Origin of the sequence: Streptomyces sp. NBC_00104 (assembly GCF_045160825.1) — a bacterium.
Lineage (GTDB): Bacteria > Actinomycetota > Actinomycetes > Streptomycetales > Streptomycetaceae > Streptomyces.
On sequence record NZ_CP108215.1, the window covers coordinates 2,911,970 to 2,937,439 of the forward strand.

Below are 25,470 nucleotides of genomic sequence, written 5' to 3' on the forward strand. Positions count from 1 at the left end.
GTTTCCCTCTCCCCAATTTCCGTGTTGCCCTGTACTGCTGGTTCCGATGGTGCGTCTCAGCTCTGGTTGAAGAACCCGCCCTCTGCGATACGGGCCTTGTCCTCCGCCGTGACATCGACGTTAGCAGGCGACAACAGGAACACCTTCTGCGTCACCCGCTCGATGCTGCCGTGAAGACCAAACACCAAACCGGCCGCAAAGTCGACAAGTCGCTTCGCATCTGTGTCGTCCATCTCAGTCAGATTCATGATCACCGGGGTGCCCTCACGGAAGTGTTCCCCGATGGTACGGGCCTCGTTGTAGGTCCGCGGGTGCAACGTGGTGATCCGGTAAGGCTCTCGCTCGGACACGACCTTGGGCATGATCACCGGTGCGTTCTTCTCCAGACTCGAACGTTCTTGTGTGATGGACGCCACGGGTGCGATCCGGGCGGGTCGCACCGATTCCGCGGGGAGCGAAGTGGCGTGCGACACCGGTTCACGTTGCACCGGGGGCTGTACCACTCGTACCGATTCGTCCCTTTGGGACTGATGTGACTGGTGCGCCTGATGCACCGGCTCATGCCGGCGGTGGTCCCGCTCGGGCTCCGGGTCGAGCTCGGGCTCGAAGTCGTCATCGGGGTCGAATCCCCTGCCGTCGTACCCATCGTCCTCCACGAGGCCGAGGTAGACCGCCATCTTGCGCATCGCGCCGGCCATTCTCTGAGTCCTCCGCTCTGTGGTGGATCGACTGACGACTTCCAAGTGCCCGCGATCCACGAGGTCGTTGCGCCCGCCTCTCGACGGAATGACCATATTTTCTGCTGTGGTCCGACTTCTTGGCGACGTTACCCGAGCCTGGGACGGACTCCGAGTACCGCAGTGCCGACGCGCACATGTGTCGCTCCGGCCGCCACCGCATCCTCGAGGTCCGCACTCATCCCCGCGGAGACCATGTTCGCAGCCGGATGGGCGCGGCGCAGGTCGGTCGACAAATCCATCAACCGCTCGAACGCGGCCCGTTGACGTCCGGCGTACTCCCCGGTGAGCGGCGCGACGGTCATCAGACCATCGACCCGCACCCCCGGCGACCGCGCCAGGAGGTCGGCCAACTCTTCGATTCCGCCCGGGCCGACACCTCCCCGCTCCCCCCGGCCGCCCTCATCGGCGTCGAGCGCGACCTGGATGAGACATCCCACCTCACGCCCGACCCGAACGGCCTCTTTCGACAAAGCCGTGACAAGCCTGGAACGATCGACGGACTGCACGAGATCCGCATAACGCACCACAGAACGGACCTTATTGGTCTGCAATTGCCCCACGAAGTGCCACACAAGGGACAGATCCGAACATTCGGCAGCCTTGGGTCCCGCGTCCTGATCCTTGTTCTCGGCGACATGACGCACACCGAGTTCCGACAGGATCCGCACATCGCTCGCGGGGTAGGTCTTGGTGACCACGATCAGGGTCACCTCGTCACGCTTGCGGCCCGCGGCCGCGCACGCGGCCGCGATGCGACCCTCCACCTTCGCCAGGTTTCCGGCGAGTTGCGCCTTACGGTCCGTCATGCCCATCAGTCCAGCCAGACATATCCCGCGAGTCGCCCTGTGGCGCGGTCGCGACGGTAGGAGAAGTGGTCGCGCGACTCCAGCGTGCACACCGGCGACTGCTCCCGGTCGTGCACCCCGAGGCCCTCCAGCTGTGCGTGCACTCCGGCGCACACATCGACCGAGGGCGTGCCCCAACTGGTCTCGGCGTACGCTGCCGGCTCGACGGTGGCCACCTCGGCGCGCATCGCTTCGGGCACTTCGTAACACCGGCCGCAGACGGCGGGTCCGGTGCGGGCGACGATCCGGGCGGGGTCGGCGCCGAGTCCGGTCATGGCCCGTACGGCGGCGGGGACGACTCCGGCGATCATGCCGGGCCGACCCGCGTGGGCGGCGGCCGCGACCCCGGCTACGGGGTCGGTCAGCAGGACGGGGACACAGTCGGCGGTGAGGACGGCGAGCGCGAGACCGCGCCGGGTGGTGACGATCGCGTCGACGGGCGGGATGTCGTCCGCGCCCCACGGTCCGTCGACCACGGCCACGTCCGCGCCGTGCACCTGGTTCATCCAGACGACCCGGTCCGGCTCCAGGCCCAGCGACTTGGCCGCCAGCTCCCGGTTGGTCGTCACGGCGCCGGCGTCGTCCCCGACCGCCCCGCCGAGATTGAGCTCCTCATACGGAGCGGCGCTCACCCCGCCCCACCTGTCGGTGAAGGCGAAGTGCGCGCCGCTCACGTTCTCGCGCCGTCCTATCACTTCAGGAAGTCCGGCACGTCCAGCTCCTCCGCCGCACTGTCCGAGTAGGACCGGGACGGCGGGACCGGCGGGGCGACCGGGACCTCGTTCACCGGCTCCGGGGCGGGCGCCGGCTCTTCCTTCGGCTTGACGCTGCCGAGCGAACCGAAGGACGGACGGCTCTCCACGGGCCGCGCCGGTGCCGGCTCCTCGCGCTTGGCCGCGGCCGAGCCGAGGATGTTGTCCCGCTTGGCCGGGGGCTGGCCGCCGTCGAACCCGGCGGCGATCACGGTGACCCGGACCTCGTCGCCGAGCGCGTCGTCGATGACCGCGCCGAAGATGATGTTGGCCTCGGGGTGGGCGGCCTCGCTGACCAGCTGGGCGGCCTCGTTGATCTCGAACAGGCCGAGGTCGGAGCCACCGGAGATGGAGAGCAGCACGCCCCGGGCGCCGTCGATGGACGCCTCCAGCAGCGGCGAGGAGATCGCCATCTCGGCGGCGGCCACCGCGCGGTCGTCGCCGCGGGCCGAGCCGATGCCCATGAGGGCCGAACCGGCCTCGGACATGACCGACTTGACGTCGGCGAAGTCGAGGTTGATCAGACCGGGCGTGGTGATGAGGTCGGTGATGCCCTGGACACCGGAGAGCAGGACCTGGTCGGCCGACTTGAACGCGTCCAGGACGGAGACCTGGCGGTCCGAGATGGAGAGCAGCCGGTCGTTCGGGATGACGATGAGGGTGTCGACCTCTTCCCGGAGCTCGGCGATGCCGTCCTCGGCCTGGTTGGCGCGGCGGCGGCCCTCGAAGGTGAAGGGGCGGGTGACGACGCCGATGGTGAGGGCGCCGAGGGAGCGGGCGATGTTGGCCACGACGGGCGCGCCGCCGGTGCCGGTGCCGCCGCCCTCGCCGGCCGTCACGAAGACCATGTCGGCCCCCTTGAGGACCTCCTCGATCTCCTCGCGGTGGTCCTCGGCGGCCTTCCGGCCGACGGCCGGGTTGGCGCCGGCGCCGAGTCCGCGGGTGAGTTCCCGGCCGACGTCGAGCTTGACGTCGGCGTCGCTCATCAACAGAGCTTGCGCGTCGGTGTTGATGGCGATGAACTCGACGCCCTTGAGACCGACCTCGATCATCCGGTTGATGGCATTGACACCACCGCCGCCGACACCGATGACTTTGATGACTGCGAGGTAGTTCTGCGGTGCTGCCACGTCGAAGGCCTCTCGCCTCGAGTTACGTGTCGCCGCTTCGCGAGGTACCCGCGACGCGACGACTGATGCCGAAGTGGGACGGTCCGAACGCCGACCCGAACCCTAACGCTGAAGTTTAGGGTTACCAGTGTGACTGTTCCTTGGACTCTTCCGAACAGGACACTAAGTCGACAAGTGGCGCACGTTCAACGAACACGCCGAACCTCCCGTTTTTCTTTTCACCCTATGTGATCAGCCATAGCGGTGCCCAACCAGGGTGCTGGCCTGCGCGGATGTGCGTCAACTCCCTGATGACGCGGGCGCGGTGGGGACGCTCACGTCGAAGTGCCCCGCGTCCGGGGCTGCTTTCATCAGGGCGGTGAGCGCTCGGGCCTTCGCACGCCCCTTCTCCGCACTCCCCCACGCGACCGTACGGTCTCCGCTCAACTCCAGCGAGATGGCGTCATAGGAACGGACCTTGACGACCAGGGTCTCGTGCGCGATCGCGGCCGGAAGGGCACCGGCGACCAGCACGGCCTCCCGTACCAGCCGGTCCTCGCCGAATCGCCGCAGACTGGCGGCGGACGAACCCGACCGGGGTACCGTCAATTCCAGTACGGGAACGCCTTCCGGGGCACGCGAAACCGTGGCGAAACGCACCCCTTTCGCGTCCACTTCGACGTACTTGCCCGCATTTCCGGCCGCTTCGACAATCAGAACCGGAGTACGTTCGCTCACTTTCAGCCCGATTCCATGGGGCCAGGAACGGATGGCCTCAACCGAGTCAATTCGGGGCAGATTCCGGAGCAGGCGCGACTCGATCCCGCCGAGGTCGACGGAGATCAGCGGATCGCCGAGCGGCACGTCGGCGGCGTCGCGCACCTGGGCCTCGGTCAGCACACGGGTGCCCGACACGGACACCTGCTCGGCCCGCAGCCACGAGGAGCCGTACAGGACCCAGACCGAGGCGCCGCCGATCAGTACCAGGGCGACCGCGGCGGCGATCAGCGCCCGGGGGCCGGGGAGCCGCCGCCGTGACGGCGGGCCGGAGTCCAGATCCTCGTCTGCGCCACGTTCGGCGGTGATCGGTCCGGCCACGCGTACTCCCTCTCCTGGCTCGGTTCACCTCCGGGGCGCTCCGGCCGGTGTCGAGCACCCGACCGCGCTCAGCCCTTCGGGCCTCCGCGCGCTCGGCCGCTCGACACCCACACGCCCCTTCGGCTCACTCGCCGATCCGTTCCCTAGCGGTGTCCGCGCTTGGCGGCGATCGCCTCGTACACCATCCCGACGAGCAGGTCGTCGGCATCCCGGCGGCCGAACTCGCTCGCGGCGCGGGACATCTCGTACAGCCGGTGCGGGTCGGCGAGGACGGGCAGGACATTCTGCTGCACCCACTGGGGCGTCAGTTCCGCGTCGTCGACCAGCAGGCCGCCGCCGGCCTTGACCACCGGCTGGGCGTTCAGCCGCTGTTCGCCGTTGCCGATGGGCAGCGGGACATAGGCGGCCGGGAGCCCTACGGCGGAGAGTTCGGCGACGGTCATCGCGCCCGCGCGGCAGAGCATCATGTCGGCCGCGGCGTACGCGAGGTCCATCCGGTCCACGTACGGTACCGGGATGTACGGGGGCATTCCCGGCATCTGGTGCACCTGCGGCAGTTCGTTCTTCGGGCCGACCGCGTGCAGGATCTGGATCCCGGCCTGCTGGAGGTAGGGCGCGACCTGCTGGACGACCTCGTTGAGGCGGCGGGCGCCCTGGGAGCCGCCGGAGACCAGCAGGGTCGGCAGGTTCGGGTCGAGGCCGAACAGCGCGCGTGCCTCGGGGCGGGCGGCGGCCCGGTCGAGGGTGGCGATCGCTCGGCGCAGCGGGATCCCGATGTAGCGGGAGTCGCGGAGCTTGCTGTCCGGGGTGGAGACCGCGACCTGGGCGGCGTACCGGGAGCCGATCTTGTTGGCGAGGCCGGGGCGGGCGTTGGCCTCGTGGACGACGATCGGCACGCCGAGGCGCTTGGCGGCCAGGTAGCCGGGCAGGGCGACATAGCCGCCGAAGCCGACGACACAGTCGGCCTTGGTGCGCTCCAGGATCTGCTCGGTCGCCTTGATCGTGCCGCGCAGCCGACCGGGCACGGTGATCAGCTCGGGGGTGGGCTTCCGCGGCAGGGGCACGGCGGGGATCAGCGCGAGTTCGTAGCCGCGCTCGGGGACGAGGCGGGTCTCGAGGCCGCGCTCCGTGCCCAGGGCCGTGATGCCCACGGTCGGGTCCTGCCTGCGCAGGGCGTCCGCGAGGGCGAGCGCGGGCTCGATGTGACCGGCGGTTCCGCCACCGGCGAGTACGACATGCACCGAAATTCACCGCTCTCCGGACGAACGTGCCGAGGCACGCCGTCGCATCGTGTTCCATCTCCCGGGCCCCGAAGGGCCGCCGCCACGCTTTCTACCAAAGCGGGGTTGCCGCATGGCAAGCGCCGCCCGCGCTGCGGGTTCGTCGCGCGCGAACGCGATCAGCAACCCGATGGCGAACATGGTCGGCAGCAGGGCGGAACCTCCGTAGGAGAACAGCGGGAGCGGGACTCCGGCGATCGGCAGCAGACCGAGCACCGCACCGATGTTGATCACCGCTTGCGCGGTGATCCAGGTGGTCACGCCTCCCGCGGCATACCTGACGAAGGGGTCCTCCGTACGTCCGGCCACGCGGATACCCGCATAGCCTAGAGCCGCGAAGAGGGCGAGCACCGACAGCGTCCCCGCGAGGCCCAGTTCCTCACCGGTGATGGCGAAGATGAAGTCGGTGTGCGCTTCCGGGAGTTGGCCCCATTTTTCCACACTCGCACCGAGCCCGGAGCCGAAGATTCCGCCCGAGGCCAGGGCGTAGATGCCGTGCACGGCCTGCCAGCAGTCGGCGCCGTCCGTACGGGGCTCGGTGGCTCCGATGCAGGCCAGGCGGGCCATACGGTTCGCGCTGGTCCTGATCAGGATGAACCCGAGGAGCCCGGCGATGGACAGCACGCCCACGAACAGACGCGTCGGCGCCCCGGCCAGCCACAGCAGGCCGAACAGGATCGCCGTGAGAATGATCGCGGTGCCCATGTCGCCGCCGAGCATGATCAGCCCGAGCAGCATGAAGGCCACCGGAACGAGCGGCACCAGCATGTGCTTCCACTGTGTCAGCAGCCGCTTGTCCTCCTTACGGGCCAGGAGATCCGCGCCCCACAGCACGAGCGCCAGCTTGCCGAACTCGCTGGGCTGGATCTGGAAGGAGCCTCCGACGGCGATCCAGTTCTGGTTGCCGTTGATCGACTGCCCTATTCCGGGCACCTGAACCAGGGCCATCAGAAACACACAGCCGGCCAGGATCGGATACGCCAGCGCCCGGTGCAGCTTCACCGGCATCCGCGAGGCCACGAGCAGCAGCACGGTGCCGATCGCGGCCGCGAGGAACTGCTTGCGGAAGAAGAAGGTGCCCGGCAGCGACTTCTGCAGTGCCGTGATCTGTGAGGCCGAGTAGACCATCACCAGCCCCAGCACGGTGATCAGCAGACTGCCGCCGAGGATGAGGTAGTACGCGGTCAGCGGCCGGTCCCAGGCCTTGCGCGCCCTGGTCCGGAGCCGCCGCACGGGGTTCTCGCGCGGCGGCCGGGAGACGGGCGGCCGCCGGGTGACGCGCTGGAGAGGCGCACGGCTCGTACGGCTACTCGGCATCGGAGGCACCTTCGCCGCCGACCGACCACATCCGTGTCACGCGTCCCTCCCAGTTTCACCCGGCGCCGCCAGGCGAAGCCGGGCCGGGTCAGCCGTCCGCGGAGGAGAGTTCGCGCACAGCCGCCGCGAACGCGTCCCCGCGCTTGTTGTAGTTGACGAACATGTCCATCGACGCACAGGCCGGTGCCAGCAGCACCGTGTCGCCCGCCCGAGCCAGCGTCCGCGCCTCGCGGACAGCGGCGAGCATCGCCCCAGTGTCGGTCCGGTCGAGGTCGACGACCGGCACTTGGGGCGCGTGTCGCGCGAGCGCTTCCCGGATCAGCGCGCGATCCGCGCCGATCAGCACGACCCCCCGCAGCCGCCCGGCCGCACCGGCGACGAGCTCGTCGAAGGTCGCGCCCTTGGCGAGGCCGCCCGCGATCCACACGATCGACTCGTACGCCGCCAACGAGGCCTGCGCCGCATGCGTGTTGGTGGCCTTGGAGTCGTCGATGTACGCGACGCCGTCCACGTCGGCCACGTGCGCGATGCGGTGCGCGTCCGGGGTGAAGGCCCGCAGCCCGTCCCGTACGGCCGTGGCGGGCACCCCGAAGGCGCGTGCGAGGGCCGCCGCCGCGAGGGCGTTGGCGATGTTGTGCGGGGCCGGCGGATTCACGTCCGAGACCTCGGCGAGTTCCTGCGCGTTCTTCTGCCGGTTCTCGACGAAGGCACGGTCGACCAGGATGCCGTCCACGACGCCGAGTTGGGACGGGCCGGGCGTGCCGAGGGTGAACCCGACGGCCCGGCATCCCTCTTCGACGTCCGCCTCGCGCACCAGGTCCTCGGTGGCCTTGTCGGCGACGTTGTAGACGCAGGCGACACGGTTGCCCTCGTAGATGCGGCCCTTGTCGGCGGCGTACGCCTCCATCGAGCCGTGCCAGTCGAGGTGGTCGGGGGCGAGGTTGAGAACGGCGGCGGAGTGGGCGCGCAGGGAGGGCGCCCAGTGCAGCTGGTAGCTGGACAGCTCCACGGCCAGCACGTCGTACGGCTCGTCGCCCAGGACGACGTCCAGGAGTGAGACCCCGATGTTGCCGACGGCGGCCGTGCGCAAGCCTGCCGCCGCCAGGATCGAGGCGAGCATCTGGACGGTCGTGGTCTTGCCGTTGGTGCCCGTGACGGCAAGCCAGGGTGCGGCTTCGGGGCCGCGCAGGCGCCAGGCGAGTTCGACGTCTCCCCAGATCTCCAGACCGGCCTCACGGGCCGCGGCGAACAGCGGCTTGTCCGGCTTCCAGCCGGGGGTGGTGACGACGAGCTCGGTGCCCTCCGGCAGGGTCGCGCCGTCACCGAGGCGCACGGTGATGCCGAGCGCCTCCAGGTCGGCGGCCTGGGCCCGGGCGCGCTCGTCGTCGCCGTCGTTGACGACGGTGACGGCCGCGCCGAGGCCGTGCAGGACCTTGGCCGCCGGGATGCCGGATACGCCGAGCCCGGCGACCGTGACGTGCTTGCCCTGCCAGTCGGTCACTTGTCGGCCGCCCATCCCGCGTAGAAGAGGCCCAGTCCGACGATCACGCAGATGCCCTGGATGATCCAGAAGCGGACCACGACAAGGACCTCGGACCAGCCCTTGAGCTCGAAGTGGTGCTGGAGCGGGGCCATGCGGAAGACGCGCTTGCCGGTGAGCTTGAACGAGCCGACCTGGATGACGACCGACATCGTGATGAGGACGAACAGACCGCCGAGGAGCGCGAGCAGCAGCTCGGTGCGGGAGCAGATCGCGAGACCCGCGAGCGCGCCGCCGAGGGCCAGCGAACCGGTGTCGCCCATGAAGATCTTGGCCGGGGAGGTGTTCCACCACAGGAAGCCGAGACAGGCGCCCATCAGCGCGGAGGCCACGATCGCCAGGTCGAGTGGATCTCGTACCTCGTAGCAGGCGGACGGGTTGGTCAGGGTCAGCGTGTTGGCGCAGGACTCCTGGAACTGCCAGACGCCGATGAACGTGTACGCGCCGAAGACGAGCACGGAGGCGCCGGTGGCGAGGCCGTCCAGACCGTCGGTCAGGTTCACGCCGTTCGACATCGCGAGGATCATGAACAGCGCCCAGATGACGAACAGCACCGGGCCGATGGTCCAGCCGAAGTCCTGGACGAAGGAGATCTTGGTGGAGGCCGGCGTCTGGTCACGGGCGTCCGGGAACTGCAGCGCGAGGACCGCGAAGCCGATGCCGACGATCAGCTGGCCGGCCATCTTCGCCTTGGCCCGCAGACCGAGCGAACGGCGCTTGACGATCTTGATGTAGTCGTCGAGGAAGCCGACCAGGCCCATGCCCGCCATCAGGCCGAGCACCAGCAGACCGGAGAAGGTCGGCGGCTGGCCCGAGATCACCTTGGCCAGGAAGTACGCGACGATCGTCGCCAGGATGAAGGCGATACCACCCATGGTCGGCGTACCGCGCTTGCTGGCGTGCTCGCGCGGGCCGTCGTCGCGGATGTACTGGCCGTAGCCCTTGCGGGCCAGCAGCTTGATCAGCAGCGGAGTGCCGACCAGGGTCAGGAACAGACCAATGACTCCTGCGAACAGGATCTGATTCATCATCGGGCGGCGACCTCACCCTCGTTGCCGCTGTCGAGCAGCGCCTGCGCCACGCTCTCGAGCCCGACCGACCGGGACGCCTTCACGAGTACGACGTCCCCCGGGCGCAACTGACTGCGCAACAGGTCGATCGCCGCCTGTGCGTCGGACACGTGCACCGACTCCTCACCCCACGAACCCTCGTTATATGCGCCCAGTTGCAGCCAGGACGCTTCCCTGCCCCCGACCGCGACGAGCTTGCCGACATTGAGCCGGACGGCGAGCCGTCCGACCGCGTCGTGCTCGGCGAGCGCTTCGTCCCCGAGCTCGGCCATCTTGCCGAGCACCGCCCACGTACGACCCCCTTGTGCCTGTGCGGCCTTGCCCATCGCCGCGAGCGCGCGCAGAGCGGCTCGCATGGACTCGGGGTTCGCGTTGTAGGCGTCGTTGACGACCGTCACGCCGTCCGGGCGCTCGGTGACCTCCATGCGCCAGCGGGAGAGGGAGCCCGCCTCGGAGAGCGCGGTGGCGATCTCGTCTGCGGACATGCCCAGCTCATGGGCGACGGCGGCCGCGGCGAGCGCGTTCGACACGTGGTGCTCACCGTACAGGCGCATGGTCACATCGCTTGCACCGGAGGGTGTGTGAAGCCTGAACGCGGGCTGTCCCGCGTCCGTGAGCGTCACGTTCTCGGCGCGTACGTCCGCTTCGCCGGACTCTCCGAAGAGGATCACCCGGGCCTTCGTACGGGATGCCATGGCCCGGACGAGGGGGTCGTCGGCGTTGAGGATCGCGGCGCCGCCCTCACTCGCCGGGGGCAGTGCCTCCACCAGCTCGCCCTTGGCCTGCGCGATCTGCTCGCGGCCGCCGAACTCGCCGATGTGGGCGGTGCCGACGTTCAGCACGAGGCCGACCTTCGGCGGGGTCAGGTCGGTGAGGTACTTGATGTGTCCGATGCCCCGGGCGCCCATCTCCAGGACCAGGAAACGGGTCTCCTCGGTGGCGCTGAGCGCGGTGAGGGGCAGCCCGATCTCGTTGTTGAGGGAGCCGGGCGTGAACACCGTCGGTGCCTTGCGCCGCAGCACCTGGGCGATCAGGTCCTTGGTGCTGGTCTTGCCGGCGGAGCCGGTGAGGGCGACGAGGGTCGTGCCGAGCTTGCGGACGACGTGCCGGGCGAGGGCGCCGAGCGCCGCCTGGACGTCGGTCACGACGATCGCGGGCACGCCGACGGGACGGGACGCCAGCACCGCTGCCGCGCCCGCCTCGACGACCGCGGCCGCGAAGTCGTGTCCGTCCACGCGCTCGCCCGCGAAGGCGACGAAGAGGCTGCCGGGCTCCACGTCACGGGAGTCCCGGACGACGGGTCCGGTGACCAGCACCGACGGATCCGGTATGTCGTGCGTCTGCCCGCCGACGACTTCTGCGATCTCGGCGAGAGAGAGGGCGATCACAAGTTCATCCCTGGGTCTGCTGGATAGCTTCGCGAAGCACCTGGCGGTCGTCGAAGGGACGAACCACGCCGGCGATGTCCTGGCCCTGCTCGTGTCCCTTGCCCGCGACCAGCACGGTGTCGCCCGGCCGCGCACGGGCCACGGCCGCGGCGATGGCGGCGGACCGCTCCTCGAAGAGGACGACCTCGCCACGCTCGTGCGCCGGCACGGACGCCGCGCCTTCGAGCATGGCCGCGAGGATCGCGAGGGGGTCCTCGGAGCGGGGGTTGTCGGAGGTCAGTACGGCGGTGTCGGAGAGCCGGGCCATGGCGGCGCCCATCGGCCCGCGTTTGGTCCGGTCCCGGTCGCCGCCGCAGCCGAGGACGACGTGCAGGCTGCCCTCGGTGACCTTGCGCAGCGCCTTGAGGACCGACTCGACGGCGTCCGTCTTGTGGGCGTAGTCGACGACCGCGAGATACGGCTGCCCGGCGTCCACCCGCTCCAGCCGGCCCGGCACGCCCGGTACGGCGGCGATGCCGTCGGCGGCGGTCTGCGGGTCGAGGCCCGCGACGGCCAGCGCGACGATCGCGGCGAGCGTGTTGGCGACGTTGAAGGGGCCCGCGAGCGGCGACCTGGCGGTGACGCGCTCGCCCTTGGGCCCGATCGCGGTGAACGTCGAGTCCATGGGTCCGACCCGCACGTCCTCGGCACGCCAGTCGGCGTCGGGGTGGCCTTCGGCGGAGAAGGTGACGACCGGGACCGTGGCCTCCTCGGTGAGCCGGCGGCCGTACTCGTCGTCGAGGTTGACCACGCCGAGCCTGCTGCGTTTCGGCGTGAACAGCTGTGCCTTCGCCTGGAAGTAGTCCTCCATGCCGGAGTGGAACTCCATGTGTTCCGGGCTCAGGTTGTTGAACACGGCGACGTCGAACACACAGCCGTCGACGCGGCCGAGGACGAGGGCGTGGCTGGAGACCTCCATGGCGACGGCCTCGACACCGCCTTCGCGCATGACCGCGAACAGGGCCTGCAGATCGGTGGCTTCGGGCGTGGTGCGCTCGGACTTGATGCGCTCGTCGCCGATGCGGATCTCCACCGTGCCGATGAGGCCGGTGGGTCGGGTGACCTCCAGGCCGCCTTCGATCAGATAGGCCGTGGTGGTCTTGCCGGAGGTGCCGGTGATGCCGATCTGGAGCAGGTCACGGCCGGGGTGGCGGTAGATCGTGGCCGCGAGCTCGCCCATGCGCGCGCGGGGGTCCTCGACGACCAGGACGGGCAGGCCCGTCGCGGCGGCGCGTTCGGCGCCGGTCGCGTCGGTCAGCACGGCGACCGCGCCGAGGCCGGCGGCCTGCGTGACGAAGTCGGCGCCGTGCAGGCGTGCGCCCGGGAGAGCGGCGTACAGGTCACCGGGGCGGACGGCACGCGAGTCGTGGGTGATGCCCGCGACCTCGGCGGCGACTTCCGGCGCGGTGACACCCAGCTGTTCGGCGAGCTCCGCGAGGGGTACGGCGGAGAGCAGCGTCGGCCTGGGCAGTCCCGGATACGTCACGGGATGCCCCTTCTGGGTGGTTTGGGACTGATCAGCGTGTGGCACGGCGGTGAGCGTACCGGGCACACCCCCGCCGGAGCGAAGCGAGGGTTTGTGCGAGCGGGACTGGGGTGCGTGGTTCCCGGGGTCGGGAGTGATCATGGTCACGAGTCGGTTCCTGGCTGGTTGCGCTGATCGGCGGGTGGATCAGGATGTGGTCAGGATGTGGTCAGGAGGCAGGTCAGGGGGTGAAGGCGACGGGCAGGTTCGCGGGCTTCGCCCCGGTGGGCGGGACCTGGAGGGTCTTCAGGGCGAACTCCATGACCTCCTTGTAGATGGGTCCGCAGATCTGGCCGCCGAAGTAGTTGCCCTGGGTGGCGTTCTGGATCGCGCAGTAGACGGTGATCCGCGGGTTGTCGGCGGGCGCGAACCCGGCGAACGACGAGGTGTAGCCGCGATATCTGCCGGTGGCCGGATCCACACGGTTGGCCGTACCCGTCTTGCCCGCGACCCGGTAGCCGGGGATGCGCGCCCTGGTGCCCGTGCCCTCCTCGTCGTCCACGACGGACTCCAGCATCCGGGCGAGGGTCTTCGCCGTCTTCTCGCTCACGACCCGGGTCTTCTCGGGCTTCGGAGTGGGAGTGAAACGGCCGTCCGGTCCCTTGGTGCCTCGTACGAGGGTCGGCGCGACGCGGACGCCGCCGTTGGCGATCGTCGAGTAGACGGAGGCCGCCTGCATGGCGTTCATCGACACGCCCTGGCCGAAAGGGATCGTGTACTGCTGCGAGGTCGACCAGTCGCCGGGCGCGGCGAGGATGCCCTTGGTCTCGCCGGGGAAGCCGAGGCCGGTGGAGCCGCCGATGCCGAACTTGCGCAGGTACGAGTGGAGGATCCTGTTGGACTCGCGCTGGTTCCTGCCGAGTTCGCCGGTGGCGAGGATGGTGCCGATGTTGCTGGACTTGGCGAGGACGCCGTTGAGCGTCAGGTACCAGGTCGGGTGGTCGATGTCGTCCTTGAAGAGCCGGTCGCCCCGGTGCAGCCGGTTGGGCACGGTGACGTGCGTCTCGGGTGTGGCGACGTTCTCCTCCAGTACGGCGGCCATCGACATGACCTTGGCGGTGGAGCCGGGCTCGTAGGCGTCCTGGAGGGCCGCGTTGCCGAGTGCGTCCGGGTTCGCCTTCGTGAGGTCGTTGGGGTCGAAGCCGGGCGAGTTGGCCATGGCGAGGATCTCGCCGGTGCGGGTGTCCTGCACGATCACGTAGCCGCGGTCCGCCTTGGACTTCTTCACCTGTTCGGTGATGGCGTTCTGCGCGGCCCACTGGATGTCGCGGTCGATGGTCAGCTCGACGTCGGAGCCGGCCACGGCGGGGGTCTCGGTCGAGCCCGCAGTGGGCACCAGACGGCCGCCGGACTGGGCGTAGCGGATCTTGCCGTCCTTGCCCACCAGACGGTGGTTCAACTGCTGCTCGATGCCGCCGCCACCCTTGCCCTCGGCGTTGACCCAGCCCAGTATCCCGGCGGCGAGGTCACCGTTGGGGTACACGCGCTTGCTGCTGGGCTCCTGGAAGACGCCGGCCAGGACGTTGACCGTGCCCTTCTCGTCCTCGGCCTTCTTGACCAGCGCGGTCTTCAGGTCGCTGATCTGGTTCCAGACCTGGGGGGTCTGGCGGCGGGCGAGGAGCACGTAGCGCGTGTTGTCGGTGCGCAGCTTGGCGGCGATCGTCTGCTGGTCCGCGCCGAGGATCGGCGCGAGGAGCGCGGCTGCCTGCTCGGGTCCGTCGTCGATCTTCAGCTGTTCGCGCGTGAACATCGTCGGGTCGGCCGTGATGTCGTTGGCGTCGGTACTGATCGCCAGGTCGACGCCGTTGCGGTCGGTGATCCCGCCGCGCTCGGCGGCCAGCACCCGGCCGACGTACCGGTTCTGGTCGGCCTTGGCGGCGTACTCGCTCGCGTCGACGGCCTGCACCTGGAGCAGCCGTACGACGAAGGCGATCATCACCAGGGTCAGCGCGAGGCTCACCATGCGCAGCCGGGGGCGGGGGCTGCCCAGCCGGATGGTGCGCGCGGCCGGCTGCCGGGGCGTGGCCGGGCGGCGCTGCGCGGCGGGGCGGGCGCCGGGGCCCGGTCGGCGCTGCTGGCCGCCCGGTCGTGCGGGCCGGGCGGGCCCGGGTACGCGGCGGCGGGGGGGCTGCCTGCCTGAATCGGCCACTTCCGTCACCTGCCGGGGGTCGTCGGGAGCTGGGTGGACTGTACGGACGGGCTGGTGGGTGTGGGGGTGGGGGTCGGAGTCGGGGTGGCCGCGGGCTCCGGCGTCCGGAGCGGCTGCTCCGCCTGCGTCGGCTGCTCCGGCCGCGTCGGAGAGACCGAGGGCGTGGGGGCCGAGGTGGGGGTGGGGGTCGTCGGCGGGCCGGGGTCGAGGATCTCGGGCGCGAGGACGAGCGGCATACGGGCCACGGACTGCTGGGCGGCGCCAGGAACGCCCTTGACCGTGCCGTCGGGGTTCAGGAAGGCCGGGTCGCCGCCGGGCACCATGCCCAGCTCACGGGCGCGGCGCTGGAGGGCGTCGGGCGCGGAGTAGGCGTCCACGTCCCGTTGGAGCGCCTGTTCCTCGTCGGTGTAGCTCTTCACGTCGTCCTGGAGGTCGTCGAGCTTGAACGACCCTTCACTGAGCGCGGAGTTCAGCACGAGGAGGCAGATGAGGCCGCCGCCCAGCAGCAGGACGACAAGGAGGACGAACGGGGTGCGGGCGGCCCCCTTGGGCCTCGCGGGCAGGAGCCGCGCGAGACGGGCGGCCCGGCCCCTCAGTTCGGGTTTCCTGCTCACGCGCCCTCCCTGCGAGTTCGTTCTCCGGACTCACTCACCGTCCCCGCGAGTTCGTTTGTCGGACTCACTCACCGTCCCCATTCACGCACCGTGTGCGGCCGCCTCGTACGCCTCATTCGAGGCGCTCCCGCACGCGTTCCGCCCCACGCAGACGTGCGGGGGCGGCGCGCCGGTTCTCGGCGACCTCTTCCTCGGTGGGAAGTTCGGCACCACGGGTGAGGAGCTTGAGCCTCGGTTGGTAGCGCTCGGGAACGACGGGCAGTCCGGGGGGCGCGGTGGTGGCGGCGCCCGCCGCGAACACCTGCTTGACGAGACGGTCTTCGAGCGAGTGGTACGACAGCACGGCGATCCGGCCGCCGACCGCGAGGGCCTGCACGGCGGCGGGGATCGCCCGCTCCAGGACGGTGAGTTCGCCGTTGACCTCGATGCGCAGCGCCTGGAAGGTGCGCTTGGCGGGGTTGCCGCCGGTGCGCTTGGCGGCCTGCGGCAGGGAGTCTCGGATCAGTTCGACGAGGCGGGCGCTGTGGGAGAAGGGCTCCTTGTCGCGCTCGCGCACGACCGCCGAGACGATCCGCTTGGCCTGCTTCTCCTCGCCGTACGCCCGGAGGATCCGGACGAGTTCGCCCGGCGGGTAGGTGTTGAGGACCTCGGCCGCGCTGATGCCGGTCGTCTGGTCCATCCGCATGTCGAGGGGGGCGTCCTGGGCGTACGCGAAGCCCCGGTCGGCCTCGTCGAGTTGCATGGAGGAGACGCCCAGGTCGAACAGGACGCCCTGGACGCGGGGGAGGCCCAGGCGGTCCAGCACGTCGGGGAGTTCGTCGTAGACGGCGTGCACGAGGGTGGCGCGCCCGCCGAAGGGGGCGAGCCGTTCGCCGGAGAGGCGCAGGGCCTCCTTGTCGCGGTCGAGGGCGACGAGTCGTGCCTCGGGGAAGCGGGTGAGGAGCGCCTCGCTGTGGCCACCGAGGCCGAGTGTGCAGTCGACCACCACCGCGCCGGGCTCCGTGAGGGCCGGGGCCAGCATGTCCAGGCACCGCTGGAGCATGACGGGGACGTGGCGGCTGTTGCTCAAGGGGCCCTCTCAGGTCCGGCGCGAGCCGCACGTACGCGCCGCGCACGCGGGGAGATTCCGGGCTGTCACCGGATCTCCTTGGGGTTTCGGTCCAGCAGGGGGCCTCGCCTCCCGCTCGGCGTCACTTTAGTCCACGACCCTTCGCGGTCAATCAACCGGCCTGCGCGTCGCGACGCCTCCCCCGGGCGATGCCGCGAATCAGGAGAAATCACCCGTACGGCCGTGATCCCGCCACTCCTGTGGGTTACCTCACAACAAGCCTCGATGGCGTTCTTTGTCCTCTCTCACACAGCGCCCTCAGCGGCCGTGACCAGTACCGTCATGGTTATGACGACCTCCGCAGCAGTTCCCACCGGCCCCGAAGGCGCCATATCCGACGGCACCGTCACCGACCGTCTCGTCGAGGCGAACCAGCGGTACGCCGACGCGTTCACCGACCCCGGGATGGACGCCCGCCCCGTCCTCCGCGTCGCGGTCGTGGCCTGCATGGACGCCCGCCTCGACCTGCACGACGCGCTCGGCCTGGAGCTGGGCGACTGCCACACCATCCGCAACGCGGGCGGCGTGGTCACCGACGACGTGATCCGCTCCCTCACCATCAGTCAGCGCAAGCTCGGCACCCGCAGCATCGTCCTCATCCACCACACCGGCTGCGGCCTGGAGGCCCTCACCGAGGACTTCCGCACCGAGCTGGAGGCGGAGGTCGGCCAGCGCCCGGCCTGGGCGGTGGAGTCCTTCCGGGACGTCGACCAGGACGTACGGCAGTCCATGCAGCGCGTGCGCACCAACCCGTTCCTGCTGCACTCCGACGACGTACGCGGCTTCGTCTTCGACGTGAAGTCGGGGCTGCTCCGAGAGATCGACCCTGCCTGAGCTTTGTCGAACCGGGTCACCGGCACCGCCCTCCTACCGCTCGAGGGCGGTCCGGAGCAGCCCCGGTTTCCTGTCAATCTGCTGGCATCTCGCTCTTTAAAAGACCGCAAAGCTGACATATCGCGGACAGTTGTCCACAGGCGAGTGACACGGATTGGTAACGGCAGCAAGAATGCGGGTGTGGCGTCACGCTGAGCAGTTCACGCGTGGTGTCCGTGTTTCGGGGTGGGCCGTTCCGCATCGCAGAGCGTCGGCCCGGAGAAAGAACGGGCCGAGGAGGGCCGGGTGACGACCTATGACGATCGAGCGAGCCTCACTGATCTGACCAGCACTGTGGAGCGAGTCCGCAGTTCGGTCGAAGGAGTGATCGAGGGCAAGCCTGAGGTCGTACGGCTTTCGCTGACCGTGCTGCTCGCCGAGGGACATCTTCTGATCGAAGACGTACCCGGCGTCGGCAAGACCATGCTGGCCAAGGCACTGGCACGGTCCATCGACTGCTCGGTACGACGTATCCAGTTCACGCCGGACCTGCTGCCGTCGGACATCACCGGTGTGTCCATCTGGGATCAGCAGCGCAAGGAGTTCGAGTTCAAGCCGGGCGCGATCTTCTCTCAGATCGTGATCGGCGACGAGATCAACCGCGCGTCGCCGAAGACGCAGTCCGCGCTCCTGGAGTCCCTGGAGGAGCGCCAGGTCACGATCGACGGCACGACGTACGAGCTGCCGAGCCCCTTCATGGTGGTGGCCACGCAGAACCCGGTGGAGATGGAGGGCACCTACCCGCTGCCGGAGGCCCAGCGCGACCGCTTCATGGCCCGCGTCTCCGTCGGCTACCCCAGCCCGGAGGCCGAGCTGCAGATGCTCGACGTCCACGGCGGGGCCTCGCCGCTGGAGGACATGCAGCCGGTGGCGCACGCGCACGAGATCGTGAAGCTGATCGAGGCCGTCCGCAACGTGCACGTGGCGGAAACGGTCCGGCGGTACGCGGTGGACCTGGTCGGCGCCACCCGCACCCACCCGGACCTCAGACTCGGCGCCTCGCCGCGCGCCACGCTGCATCTGCTGCGCGCGGCGAGGGCGACCGCCGCCCTCAGCGGGCGGGAGTACGCCCTGCCGGACGACATCCAGTCGCTCGCCGTGTCGATCCTCGCTCACCGGCTGCTGCCCACCGCGCAGGCCCAGCTCAACCGCCGTACACCGGAGCAGGTCGTGCAGGAGATCCTCCAGCGCACGCCCGTACCGCAGGCACCCCAGGCGCAGAGCGGCTTCGGCTCGGTCCACGCCACGCCCGCGTATCCGCAGCAGCCGCCGCGGAGGCTTGGATGACCACCGCAGGGCCGGCGCCCACCCCGGAGCAGGACAAGGGCGGGCTGCGCACGGCCCTCGCCGGCCTCACCACGCGCGGGCGCTCCTTCCTGGCCGCCGGCATAGCGGCCGCCATATGCGCCTACGTCCTCGGGCAGAGCGATCTGCTCCGGGTGGGCCTGCTGCTCGCCGTGCTGCCGCTGGTCTGTGCGGCCGTGCTGTACCGCACCCGCTACCGGGTCGCGGGCAGCCGCCGCCTCTCCCCCGCGCGCGTACCCGCCGGCAGCGAGGCCCGCGTCCATCTGCGGATGGACAACGTCTCGCGGCTGCCCACCGGGCTGCTGATGCTCCAGGACCGGGTGCCGTACGTGCTCGGTCCGCGGCCGAGGTTCGTGCTGGACCGGGTGGAGGCGGGCGGCCGCCGCGAGGTGTCGTACCGCGTCCGCTCCGATCTGCGCGGCCGCTACCCCCTGGGACCGCTCCAGCTGCGCCTGACCGACCCGTTCGGCATGTGCGAGCTGACCCGGTCCTTCTCCACGTACGACACCCTGACGGTCATCCCGCGCGTGGAGGCGCTGCCGCCGGTGCGGCTGAGCGGTGAGGCGAAGGGGTACGGCGACGGCCGGCAGCGCTCGCTGGCGCTGGCCGGCGACGACGACGTGATCCCGCGCGGCTACCGGCACGGCGACGACCTCCGCCGGGTGCACTGGCGTTCGACCGCGCGCTACGGCGAGCTGATGGTCCGCCGCGAGGAGCAGCCGCAGCGTGCCCGCTGCACGGTGCTGTTGGACACCCGGGCCGAGGCGTACCTCGGCGCGGGCCCGGACTCCGCCTTCGAGTGGGCCGTCTCGGGCGCCGCGTCCATGCTGGTCCACATGCTCGAACGGGGCTTCTCCGTACGGCTGTTGACGGACACCGGCAGCTCGGTACCCGGCGAGGGCGCCGACGGGTTCGCGGGTGCCAGCCAGGAGTCCGCCGACGCGGCCGGGCTGATGATGGACACCCTCGCGGTGATCGACCACTCGGACTCCGAGGGTCTCTCGCCCGCGTACGACGTGCTGCGCGGCGGCAACGAGGGGCTGCTGATCGCCTTTCTGGGCGACCTCGACGAGGAGCAGGCGACGGTGATCGGCAAGATGCGTCAGCGCAGCGGTGGGGCGGTCGCCTTCCTGCTGGACAGCGAGGCGTGGACGACCGAACCGGGTGAGGTGCCCGGTGCCGGGAGCGCGAGCGAGGAGTCGTTGCGTCTGCTGCACGAGGCGGGCTGGACGGCGCTGACCGTGCCGCGCGGAGCCTCGCTGACGGATCTGTGGCGGCAGGCGGACCGACAGCGCACCGGCGCGATGTCCGGGAGCGTCGGGGAGGGATGGTCATGAGCGGGCGGGCGAGGCTGGCGCTGTGCGCCTGGGCCGCCACGATCATGGCGGCGTGCGCGCTGCTGCCGCTGGTCGACCCGGCGACCTGGATCTTCCAGGCGGCCCTCATGCTGGGCGTGCTGACCGGCGTGGGAGCGCTCACCCGGCGGGTCCCGCTGGCCCGGCCGCTGACCGTGGCCGCGCAGGCGCTGGTCATGCTGATGATGCTGACGCTGGTCTTCGCCCGGGAGCAGGCGGTGGCCGGGATCGTCCCCGGTCCGGAGGCGTTCCAGCACTTCGCGACGCTGCTGCAGACCGGCGCCGACGACGTCGGGCGGTACGCCATCCCGGCGCCGCTCAGCGACGGCATCCGCCTGATGATCATCGGCGGTGTGCTGGTGATAGGGCTCCTGGTCGACGCGCTCGCGGTGACGTTCCGCAGCGCGGCCCCGGCCGGTCTGCCCCTGCTCGCGCTGTACTCGGTCGCCGCGGGGCTCTCCGACGGCGCCGCGTGGCTCTGGTTCGTGCTGGCCTCCACCGGCTATCTGCTGCTCCTCCTGACCGAGAGCCGCGACCGGCTCTCGCAGTGGGGCCGGGTCTTCGGCGGCGCGTCCCACGGCCCGCGCGCGGAGTCCACGAGCGGCGCCGTGGCCCCGGTACGCACCGGGCGGCGCATCGGCGCGGTCGCGCTGGGTATCGCCCTGGTGGTGCCGCTCGGACTGCCCTCCCTCGACGGCGGGCTGCTGGCCGGCGCGGGCACCGGCATCGGCGGCGGCTCCGGCGGCGGCACGATCGCCGCGGTGAACCCGGTGGTGTCGCTGCGCAACAGTCTGAACGTGGACGAGGACCGCCAGGTCATGTCCTACCGCACCAACACGGACAACGTGCAGGAGATGTACCTGCGGATCGTCTCCCTGGACAAGTTCGACGGCACCTCCTGGACGCCGACGGAGCGCTCCATCACCGAGGTGCCGGACGACTTCGGCACCCCGACCGGCCTCGCCACGGACGTGAAGCGGACCTCGATCGAGACCCGGATCGTCGCGGCGGAGGACTACGAGCAGAACTGGCTGCCGATGCCGTACCCGGTGACCGGCGTGGACATCAACGGCGACTGGCGGTACGAGCCCGTGGGGCGCACCCTCGTCGGTGACCACGGCCAGGACACCAAGGGCGCCCAGTACAAGGTCGAGAGCCTGATCGTGCGGCCCACGGCGGAGCAGCTGGCCTCGGCCCCGGAGCCGCCGCCGGCCCTGCGGCGGGAGTACACCAAGGTGCCCGCCTCGCTGCCGTCGGTGGTGGCGCGGACCGCGCTGGAGGTCACCAAGGGGTCGGCGAACAACTACGAGCGGGCGGTGAAGCTCCAGGACTGGTTCGCGTTCAGCGGCGAGTTCACGTACGACACCGAGGTACGGGCCGGCACGGGCACCCGGGCGATAGCCCGGTTCCTGGAGGAGAAGGAGGGCTTCTGCGTCCACTTCTCCTTCGCGATGGCGTCGATGGCCCGCACGCTGGGCATACCGGCCCGGGTGGCCGTGGGCTTCACCCCCGGTACCCCGCAGACGAACGGCACGATGTCGGTGGGGCTGCGCGACGCGCACGCCTGGCCGGAGCTGTACTTCGAGGGCGTGGGCTGGACCCGCTTCGAGCCGACCCCCAACCGCGGTACGACTCCCGACTACACGGTCCCGGAGGACTCCGGCACCAGCGGCCTGCCCGAGGTGCCGCGGCCCTCGCAGTCGGCGTCCACGGCGGCGTCGGCCGAGCCGTCGGCGAGTGAGACCTGCACGCCGCAGGAGGCGAAGCTGGGGGCCTGCGCGAGTGAGTCCGCGGCGGCCGTGGCCGGTTCGGACGACGGCGAGCGCTCGTTCTGGGGCCTGCTGTTCTTCTCGCCCTGGACCCTGTTGATCCTGCCGGGTGCGCTCCTGTTGCTGGCGATCCCGTTGCTGCCGATGCTGTGGCGGCTGCGGGTCCGGTCCGTGCGGCTCGGCGCGCACGCGGGTGCGCTGCCGAAGGAGGCGCACGGGTCGGCTGCCGCGCGGGAAGTGACCGTCGAAGGGAGTCGACCGGAGGGCTCCCTGGCACCACCGGGCAGGGACGCCGCGTACGGCCGTACGGAGGCCGCGGCGGCCCATGCGCTGGCCGCCTGGCAGGAGGTGACCGACACGGCGTGGGACTACGGGATCGCGCCGGACGAGTCGCAGACGCCCCGCAAGGCCGCCGCGCGGATCGTACGGCTCGGGGAACTCGAGCCGTCGGCCGCGGACGCGGTGCACCGGGTGGCTGCGGCGGTGGAGCAGGTCCTCTTCGCGCCGCGTCCGCAGATCCCGGCGGGCCTCGCCCGGGACGCGCACGAGGTCGGGGGCGGCCTGCGGGCCCACGCCGGGCGCCGGACCAAGCTCCGGGCACTGCTGCTGCCGCGTTCGGCCATCCGGGTGGCCTGGGCCCTCTCCGCCCGCTGGGCGGACGCCCGGGACGAACTGCTGTCACGCATCCCGACACCACGGCTGCCCTGGCGACGCCCCTCGCCGAGCCAGAACAGCTAGCGGCTCCGCACACGTCTGCCCCCGCCGGGTTCGCCCGGTGGGGGCAGACGTGCGTAAGGGGAGCGGACAAGCCAGGCCCTGCGGGCGCAGAGCCTGGGTAGGGTGCAGCGCGAGGTCGGAGGTAGGGCGAGGTCGGAGGTAGGGCGAGGTCGGAGGTAGGGCGAGGTCGGAGGTAGGGCGAGGTCGGGGGTAGGGCGAGGTAGAGGCAGGGCCAGCGCAGGCGGACGCTCTCGGTGCCGTCTCCCGGCCCGCCCGCCTCCGCGCGGCCGTAGTCTCCGCTGCCTCCCGCACGGCCGCAGCGCTCAGGCTCCCCGACGGCCCGCAGCGCTCAGGCTCCCCGCACGGGCCGCAGCGCTCAGTCGGCTCTCCAGGGGCTTTCTGCCCTGGCCTACAGCCTCAGGTGCCCGGCTCCAGGCTCCCGGCTCGGCCACTCACCGCAGCCGTAGTCCCAGCCGCGCCTCCCCGGGGCAACCCGCAACGTGCACCAGGCACCCCGCGCCCGGAGCAGCTCGGTTGTTCGGATTCGGGCATACGTGAAGGGTGACCGCCGCTTGGGTGGTCACCCTTCCTCCGTGTTCAGCTGTGGCTGTCGGATCTGCTGTCCGGCGGGCTCAGTGGCCGCCCTGCTCGTCACGACGGCGCTGCCAGCGCTGTTCGATTCGGTCCATCATGGAGCGGCGCTGTCGCGTCTGACGACGCGGACCGTCGGAGCCTGCGGCACCGGCGGGCTGCTCACCCGGCTTGGGGGCCTTGCGCCAACCGGTGACGGCGAGCACGGCGCAGCCCAGCATGACGAGGAACCCCACCACGCTGACCCAGATCTGCTGTGCGACCATTCCGGCCATGAGGAGCGCGATACCCACCAGAAAGCCCGCGACCGCCTGGTAGACCCGCCGCCGGGTGTACGTACGCAGCCCGCTTCCCTCAAGCGCTGACGCGAACTTGGGATCTTCGGCGTACAGCGCTCGCTCCATCTGCTCGAGCATGCGCTGCTCGTGCTCTGAGAGCGGCACGGAGTCCTCCTCATCGTGCGGTCGCCGGAGCGACCCGGGGGGTCCTCTTCAGGATAGGCAGGGAATCGCCCCCTTGAAACCCGCCCCTCTACGCCAATTCGCCAACCGGAACCCGCCATGGCACTCCGACTCGCTGAGGTGTGAATTCCCCAGCGAACGGCCCGTCATGCCGGAACGGTCTCCCTCGATCATACGGCTCCCCGCGCCCGATCGGGGGGCCTGTGGCGTACTCCATCCGCCGCCGAGCCCCTGATCAGCGGGTCACCCTCGTCCGCCTCGGGAGACGGCTCAGGCTTCGGCGGCCCCTCGCGTCTCGCCCAGTACATGAAGTTGCGTGGCCACCGAGTGGAAGGCGGGCAGTTCGGCGGCCGCCGCCTCCAGCTTGAGCAGGGCGTCCAGGGCGCCGGGCTCGGTGTCGACGAGGACCCCGGGGACCAGGTCGGCGAAGACCCGGACGCCGTGCACGGCGGCGACCTGAAGGCCCGCGCCCTCGACGAGCGCGGTGAGCTGCTCGGCGGTGAAACGGTGGGGCACCGGATCACCCTCGCCCCAGCGTCCGTTCGGGTCGTCGAGCGCCTGGCGGGCCTCCTTGAAGTGCCCGGCGAGGGCCCGCGCGAGCACCGCGCCGCCCAGGCCGGCGGCGAGCAGGCTGAGGACGCCCTCGGGGCGCAGCGCGGCGACCGCGTTGCCGATGCCCTCGGCGGGGTCGTCGACGTACTCCAGGACGCCGTGGCAGAGCACGGCGTCGTACCCGCCGCGCTCGACGACGTCGAAGAGGCCGTGGGCGTCGCCCTGGACGCCCCGCACGCGGTCGGCGACGCCGGCCTCGGCGGTCCGGCGCTCCAGCGCGAACAGCGCGTTCGGGCTGGGGTCGACGACGGTGACGCGATGGCCGAGACGGGCGACGGGCACCGCGAACTTGCCGCTGCCGCCCCCGGTGTCCAGCACGTCGAGCGACTCTCGTCCCGTGGCCTTCACCCGGCGGTCCAGGGCGTCCTGGAGGACCTCCCAGACCACGGCGGTACGGAGAGAGGCTCGGGGTCGCATCGGGTCCGACACGGCAGTTGACTCCTCGGCGCGGCACCGCCTGGTGTGCGGCGGAGCGATGGGCTTGCGCCTCCGCCGGGACCGATGGCCGCGGCGGAGGGTGCGGATGCCCCAACCCTAATGGGCGGCGCAGGGACGGTCGGTCAGCCCGCGTCCGGGACCCCCGGGGCGGCGTCCTGCCGGGGCTGCGGCAGCACCGGCTGGAGCACCAGCATCCGTTCGACCAGGCGCAGGAACATCGCCACGTCGCGTATGAGGTCGTCGGCGTCACGCGCGCTCGCAGCGCCCTGGATGCCCGCCTCGGCACGCGCGCGGCGGGCGGCGCCGGAGGCGAACAGCGCGCTCCACTCGGCGAGTTCGGGCGTTATCTCGGGGAGTACTTCCCAGGCGCTCCGGATCTTGGCGCGGCGCTTGGGGGTGGGTTCGGGGCGGCCCCGGGCGGCGAGGACCGCGGCGGCGGTGCGCAGGGCGGCCAGGTGGGCGGTGGCGTACCGCTCGTTGGGCGTCTGGAGTCCGGACGCCTCGTCGAGTCCGGAGCGGGCCTGGGCGAGCAGGTCGAGGGCGGCGGGTGGGGCCGTGGCCCGGCGCAGCACGGGGTGCACGTCGCTCGCCGGGCCGGTCAGTGAGGGGGCAGGGCCGGTCGCGCGGCGCCGGTTGGCGGCGGCTGCGTGGTAGCTGGCCATGACGAACCTCCTGTCGTCTTCGGACGACACGCTCTGACACGAGGTGCCGTATGTGCTCATCGTGCGGTATGCCACTGACAATCCGTTCTGACCTGCACTTTTGCTTCGATCAG

21 protein-coding genes are annotated in these 25,470 nt (G+C 70.9%); 4 read left to right on the forward strand and 17 right to left on the reverse strand.

Annotated features, from left to right (window positions below; genetic code table 11):
• Positions 1-56: 56 nt before the first annotated feature.
• From OG272_RS12590 to rsmH, 14 genes are all read right to left on the reverse strand, one after another.
• On the reverse strand, positions 57-698 hold the full coding sequence (locus OG272_RS12590; RefSeq protein WP_326583449.1) for a cell division protein SepF: 642 nt from the start codon (positions 696-698) through the stop codon (positions 57-59).
• 128 nt (positions 699-826) lie between these two features.
• Positions 827-1,546, reverse strand: coding sequence for a YggS family pyridoxal phosphate-dependent enzyme (locus OG272_RS12595; RefSeq protein WP_326583448.1), 720 nt, complete (start codon positions 1,544-1,546; stop codon positions 827-829).
• Positions 1,547-1,551: 5 nt separating this feature from the next.
• On the reverse strand, positions 1,552-2,280 hold the full coding sequence (gene pgeF / locus OG272_RS12600; protein ID WP_327730165.1) for a peptidoglycan editing factor PgeF: 729 nt from the start codon (positions 2,278-2,280) through the stop codon (positions 1,552-1,554).
• Entirely contained in the window at positions 2,277-3,467 is a 1,191-nt protein-coding gene (gene ftsZ / locus OG272_RS12605) for a cell division protein FtsZ (RefSeq protein WP_326583446.1), read from the reverse strand. Before ftsZ ends, pgeF begins: the two co-directional genes overlap by 4 nt.
• 279 nt (positions 3,468-3,746) lie before the next feature.
• On the reverse strand, positions 3,747-4,544 hold the full coding sequence (locus tag OG272_RS12610; protein ID WP_328222800.1) for an FtsQ-type POTRA domain-containing protein: 798 nt from the start codon (positions 4,542-4,544) through the stop codon (positions 3,747-3,749).
• 143 nt (positions 4,545-4,687) lie between these two features.
• Positions 4,688-5,785: an undecaprenyldiphospho-muramoylpentapeptide beta-N-acetylglucosaminyltransferase gene (gene murG, locus OG272_RS12615; RefSeq protein WP_326583444.1), complete on the reverse strand. Its 1,098-nt coding sequence runs from the start codon at positions 5,783-5,785 to the stop codon at positions 4,688-4,690.
• A 6-nt stretch (positions 5,786-5,791) separates the two neighbouring features.
• Positions 5,792-7,141 (reverse strand): putative lipid II flippase FtsW, encoded by a 1,350-nt coding sequence (ftsW, locus tag OG272_RS12620; RefSeq protein WP_405893300.1) that lies wholly within the window; start codon positions 7,139-7,141, stop codon positions 5,792-5,794.
• An 88-nt stretch (positions 7,142-7,229) separates the two neighbouring features.
• Entirely contained in the window at positions 7,230-8,657 is a 1,428-nt protein-coding gene (gene murD, locus OG272_RS12625; protein WP_327730162.1) for a UDP-N-acetylmuramoyl-L-alanine--D-glutamate ligase, read from the reverse strand.
• Positions 8,639-9,712: a phospho-N-acetylmuramoyl-pentapeptide-transferase gene (gene mraY, locus OG272_RS12630; RefSeq protein ID WP_327730161.1), complete on the reverse strand. Its 1,074-nt coding sequence runs from the start codon at positions 9,710-9,712 to the stop codon at positions 8,639-8,641. Before mraY ends, murD begins: the two co-directional genes overlap by 19 nt.
• Positions 9,709-11,139: a UDP-N-acetylmuramoyl-tripeptide--D-alanyl-D-alanine ligase gene (murF, locus tag OG272_RS12635; protein ID WP_327730160.1), complete on the reverse strand. Its 1,431-nt coding sequence runs from the start codon at positions 11,137-11,139 to the stop codon at positions 9,709-9,711. The genes mraY and murF overlap by 4 nt, the downstream gene beginning before the upstream one ends.
• A 4-nt stretch (positions 11,140-11,143) precedes the next feature.
• The gene (locus OG272_RS12640) at positions 11,144-12,811 is read right to left on the reverse strand and encodes a UDP-N-acetylmuramoyl-L-alanyl-D-glutamate--2,6-diaminopimelate ligase (RefSeq protein ID WP_327730159.1); all 1,668 of its coding nucleotides are present in this window, start codon (positions 12,809-12,811) and stop codon (positions 11,144-11,146) included.
• Positions 12,812-12,884: 73 nt separating this feature from the next.
• Positions 12,885-14,666 (reverse strand): peptidoglycan D,D-transpeptidase FtsI family protein, encoded by a 1,782-nt coding sequence (locus tag OG272_RS12645; protein ID WP_405896013.1) that lies wholly within the window; start codon positions 14,664-14,666, stop codon positions 12,885-12,887.
• A 191-nt stretch (positions 14,667-14,857) separates the two neighbouring features.
• Positions 14,858-15,466 carry a hypothetical protein gene (locus OG272_RS12650; RefSeq protein ID WP_327730158.1) on the reverse strand — a complete coding sequence of 203 codons (609 nt, stop codon included), beginning with the start codon at positions 15,464-15,466 and terminating at the stop codon, positions 14,858-14,860.
• A gap of 112 nt (positions 15,467-15,578) precedes the next feature.
• Positions 15,579-16,535, reverse strand: a complete 957-nt coding sequence (gene rsmH, locus OG272_RS12655) for a 16S rRNA (cytosine(1402)-N(4))-methyltransferase RsmH (RefSeq protein WP_327730157.1) — start codon at positions 16,533-16,535, stop codon at positions 15,579-15,581.
• Between the two features lie 327 nt (positions 16,536-16,862).
• Between rsmH and OG272_RS12660 the strand changes: the two genes are divergently transcribed.
• The 4 genes from OG272_RS12660 (at position 16,863) to OG272_RS12675 (ending at position 22,614) form a co-directional block, all read left to right on the forward strand.
• Complete coding sequence (locus OG272_RS12660; RefSeq protein ID WP_326583436.1) at positions 16,863-17,408, forward strand: carbonic anhydrase; 546 nt, start codon at positions 16,863-16,865, stop codon at positions 17,406-17,408.
• Positions 17,409-17,693: 285 nt separating this feature from the next.
• Positions 17,694-18,734, forward strand: a complete 1,041-nt coding sequence (locus OG272_RS12665) for a MoxR family ATPase (RefSeq protein ID WP_327730156.1) — start codon at positions 17,694-17,696, stop codon at positions 18,732-18,734.
• The gene (locus OG272_RS12670) at positions 18,731-20,089 is read left to right on the forward strand and encodes a DUF58 domain-containing protein (RefSeq protein WP_326583434.1); all 1,359 of its coding nucleotides are present in this window, start codon (positions 18,731-18,733) and stop codon (positions 20,087-20,089) included. Before OG272_RS12665 ends, OG272_RS12670 begins: the two co-directional genes overlap by 4 nt.
• Positions 20,086-22,614 carry a DUF3488 and transglutaminase-like domain-containing protein gene (locus OG272_RS12675; RefSeq protein ID WP_327730154.1) on the forward strand — a complete coding sequence of 843 codons (2,529 nt, stop codon included), beginning with the start codon at positions 20,086-20,088 and terminating at the stop codon, positions 22,612-22,614. Before OG272_RS12670 ends, OG272_RS12675 begins: the two co-directional genes overlap by 4 nt.
• Positions 22,615-23,225: 611 nt before the next feature.
• Here the strand turns inward: OG272_RS12675 and OG272_RS12680 are convergent.
• The 3 genes from OG272_RS12680 to OG272_RS12690 all read right to left on the reverse strand — a co-directional run bounded on the left by OG272_RS12680 (position 23,226) and on the right by OG272_RS12690 (position 25,357).
• A complete protein-coding gene (locus OG272_RS12680) occupies positions 23,226-23,627 on the reverse strand; it encodes a DUF3040 domain-containing protein (protein ID WP_326583432.1) in 402 nt (133 codons plus the stop codon).
• Between the two features lie 288 nt (positions 23,628-23,915).
• Positions 23,916-24,686, reverse strand: a complete 771-nt coding sequence (locus OG272_RS12685) for a methyltransferase (protein WP_326583431.1) — start codon at positions 24,684-24,686, stop codon at positions 23,916-23,918.
• Between the two features lie 131 nt (positions 24,687-24,817).
• Entirely contained in the window at positions 24,818-25,357 is a 540-nt protein-coding gene (locus OG272_RS12690; protein WP_326583430.1) for an SAV_6107 family HEPN domain-containing protein, read from the reverse strand.
• Positions 25,358-25,470: the final 113 nt, after the last annotated feature.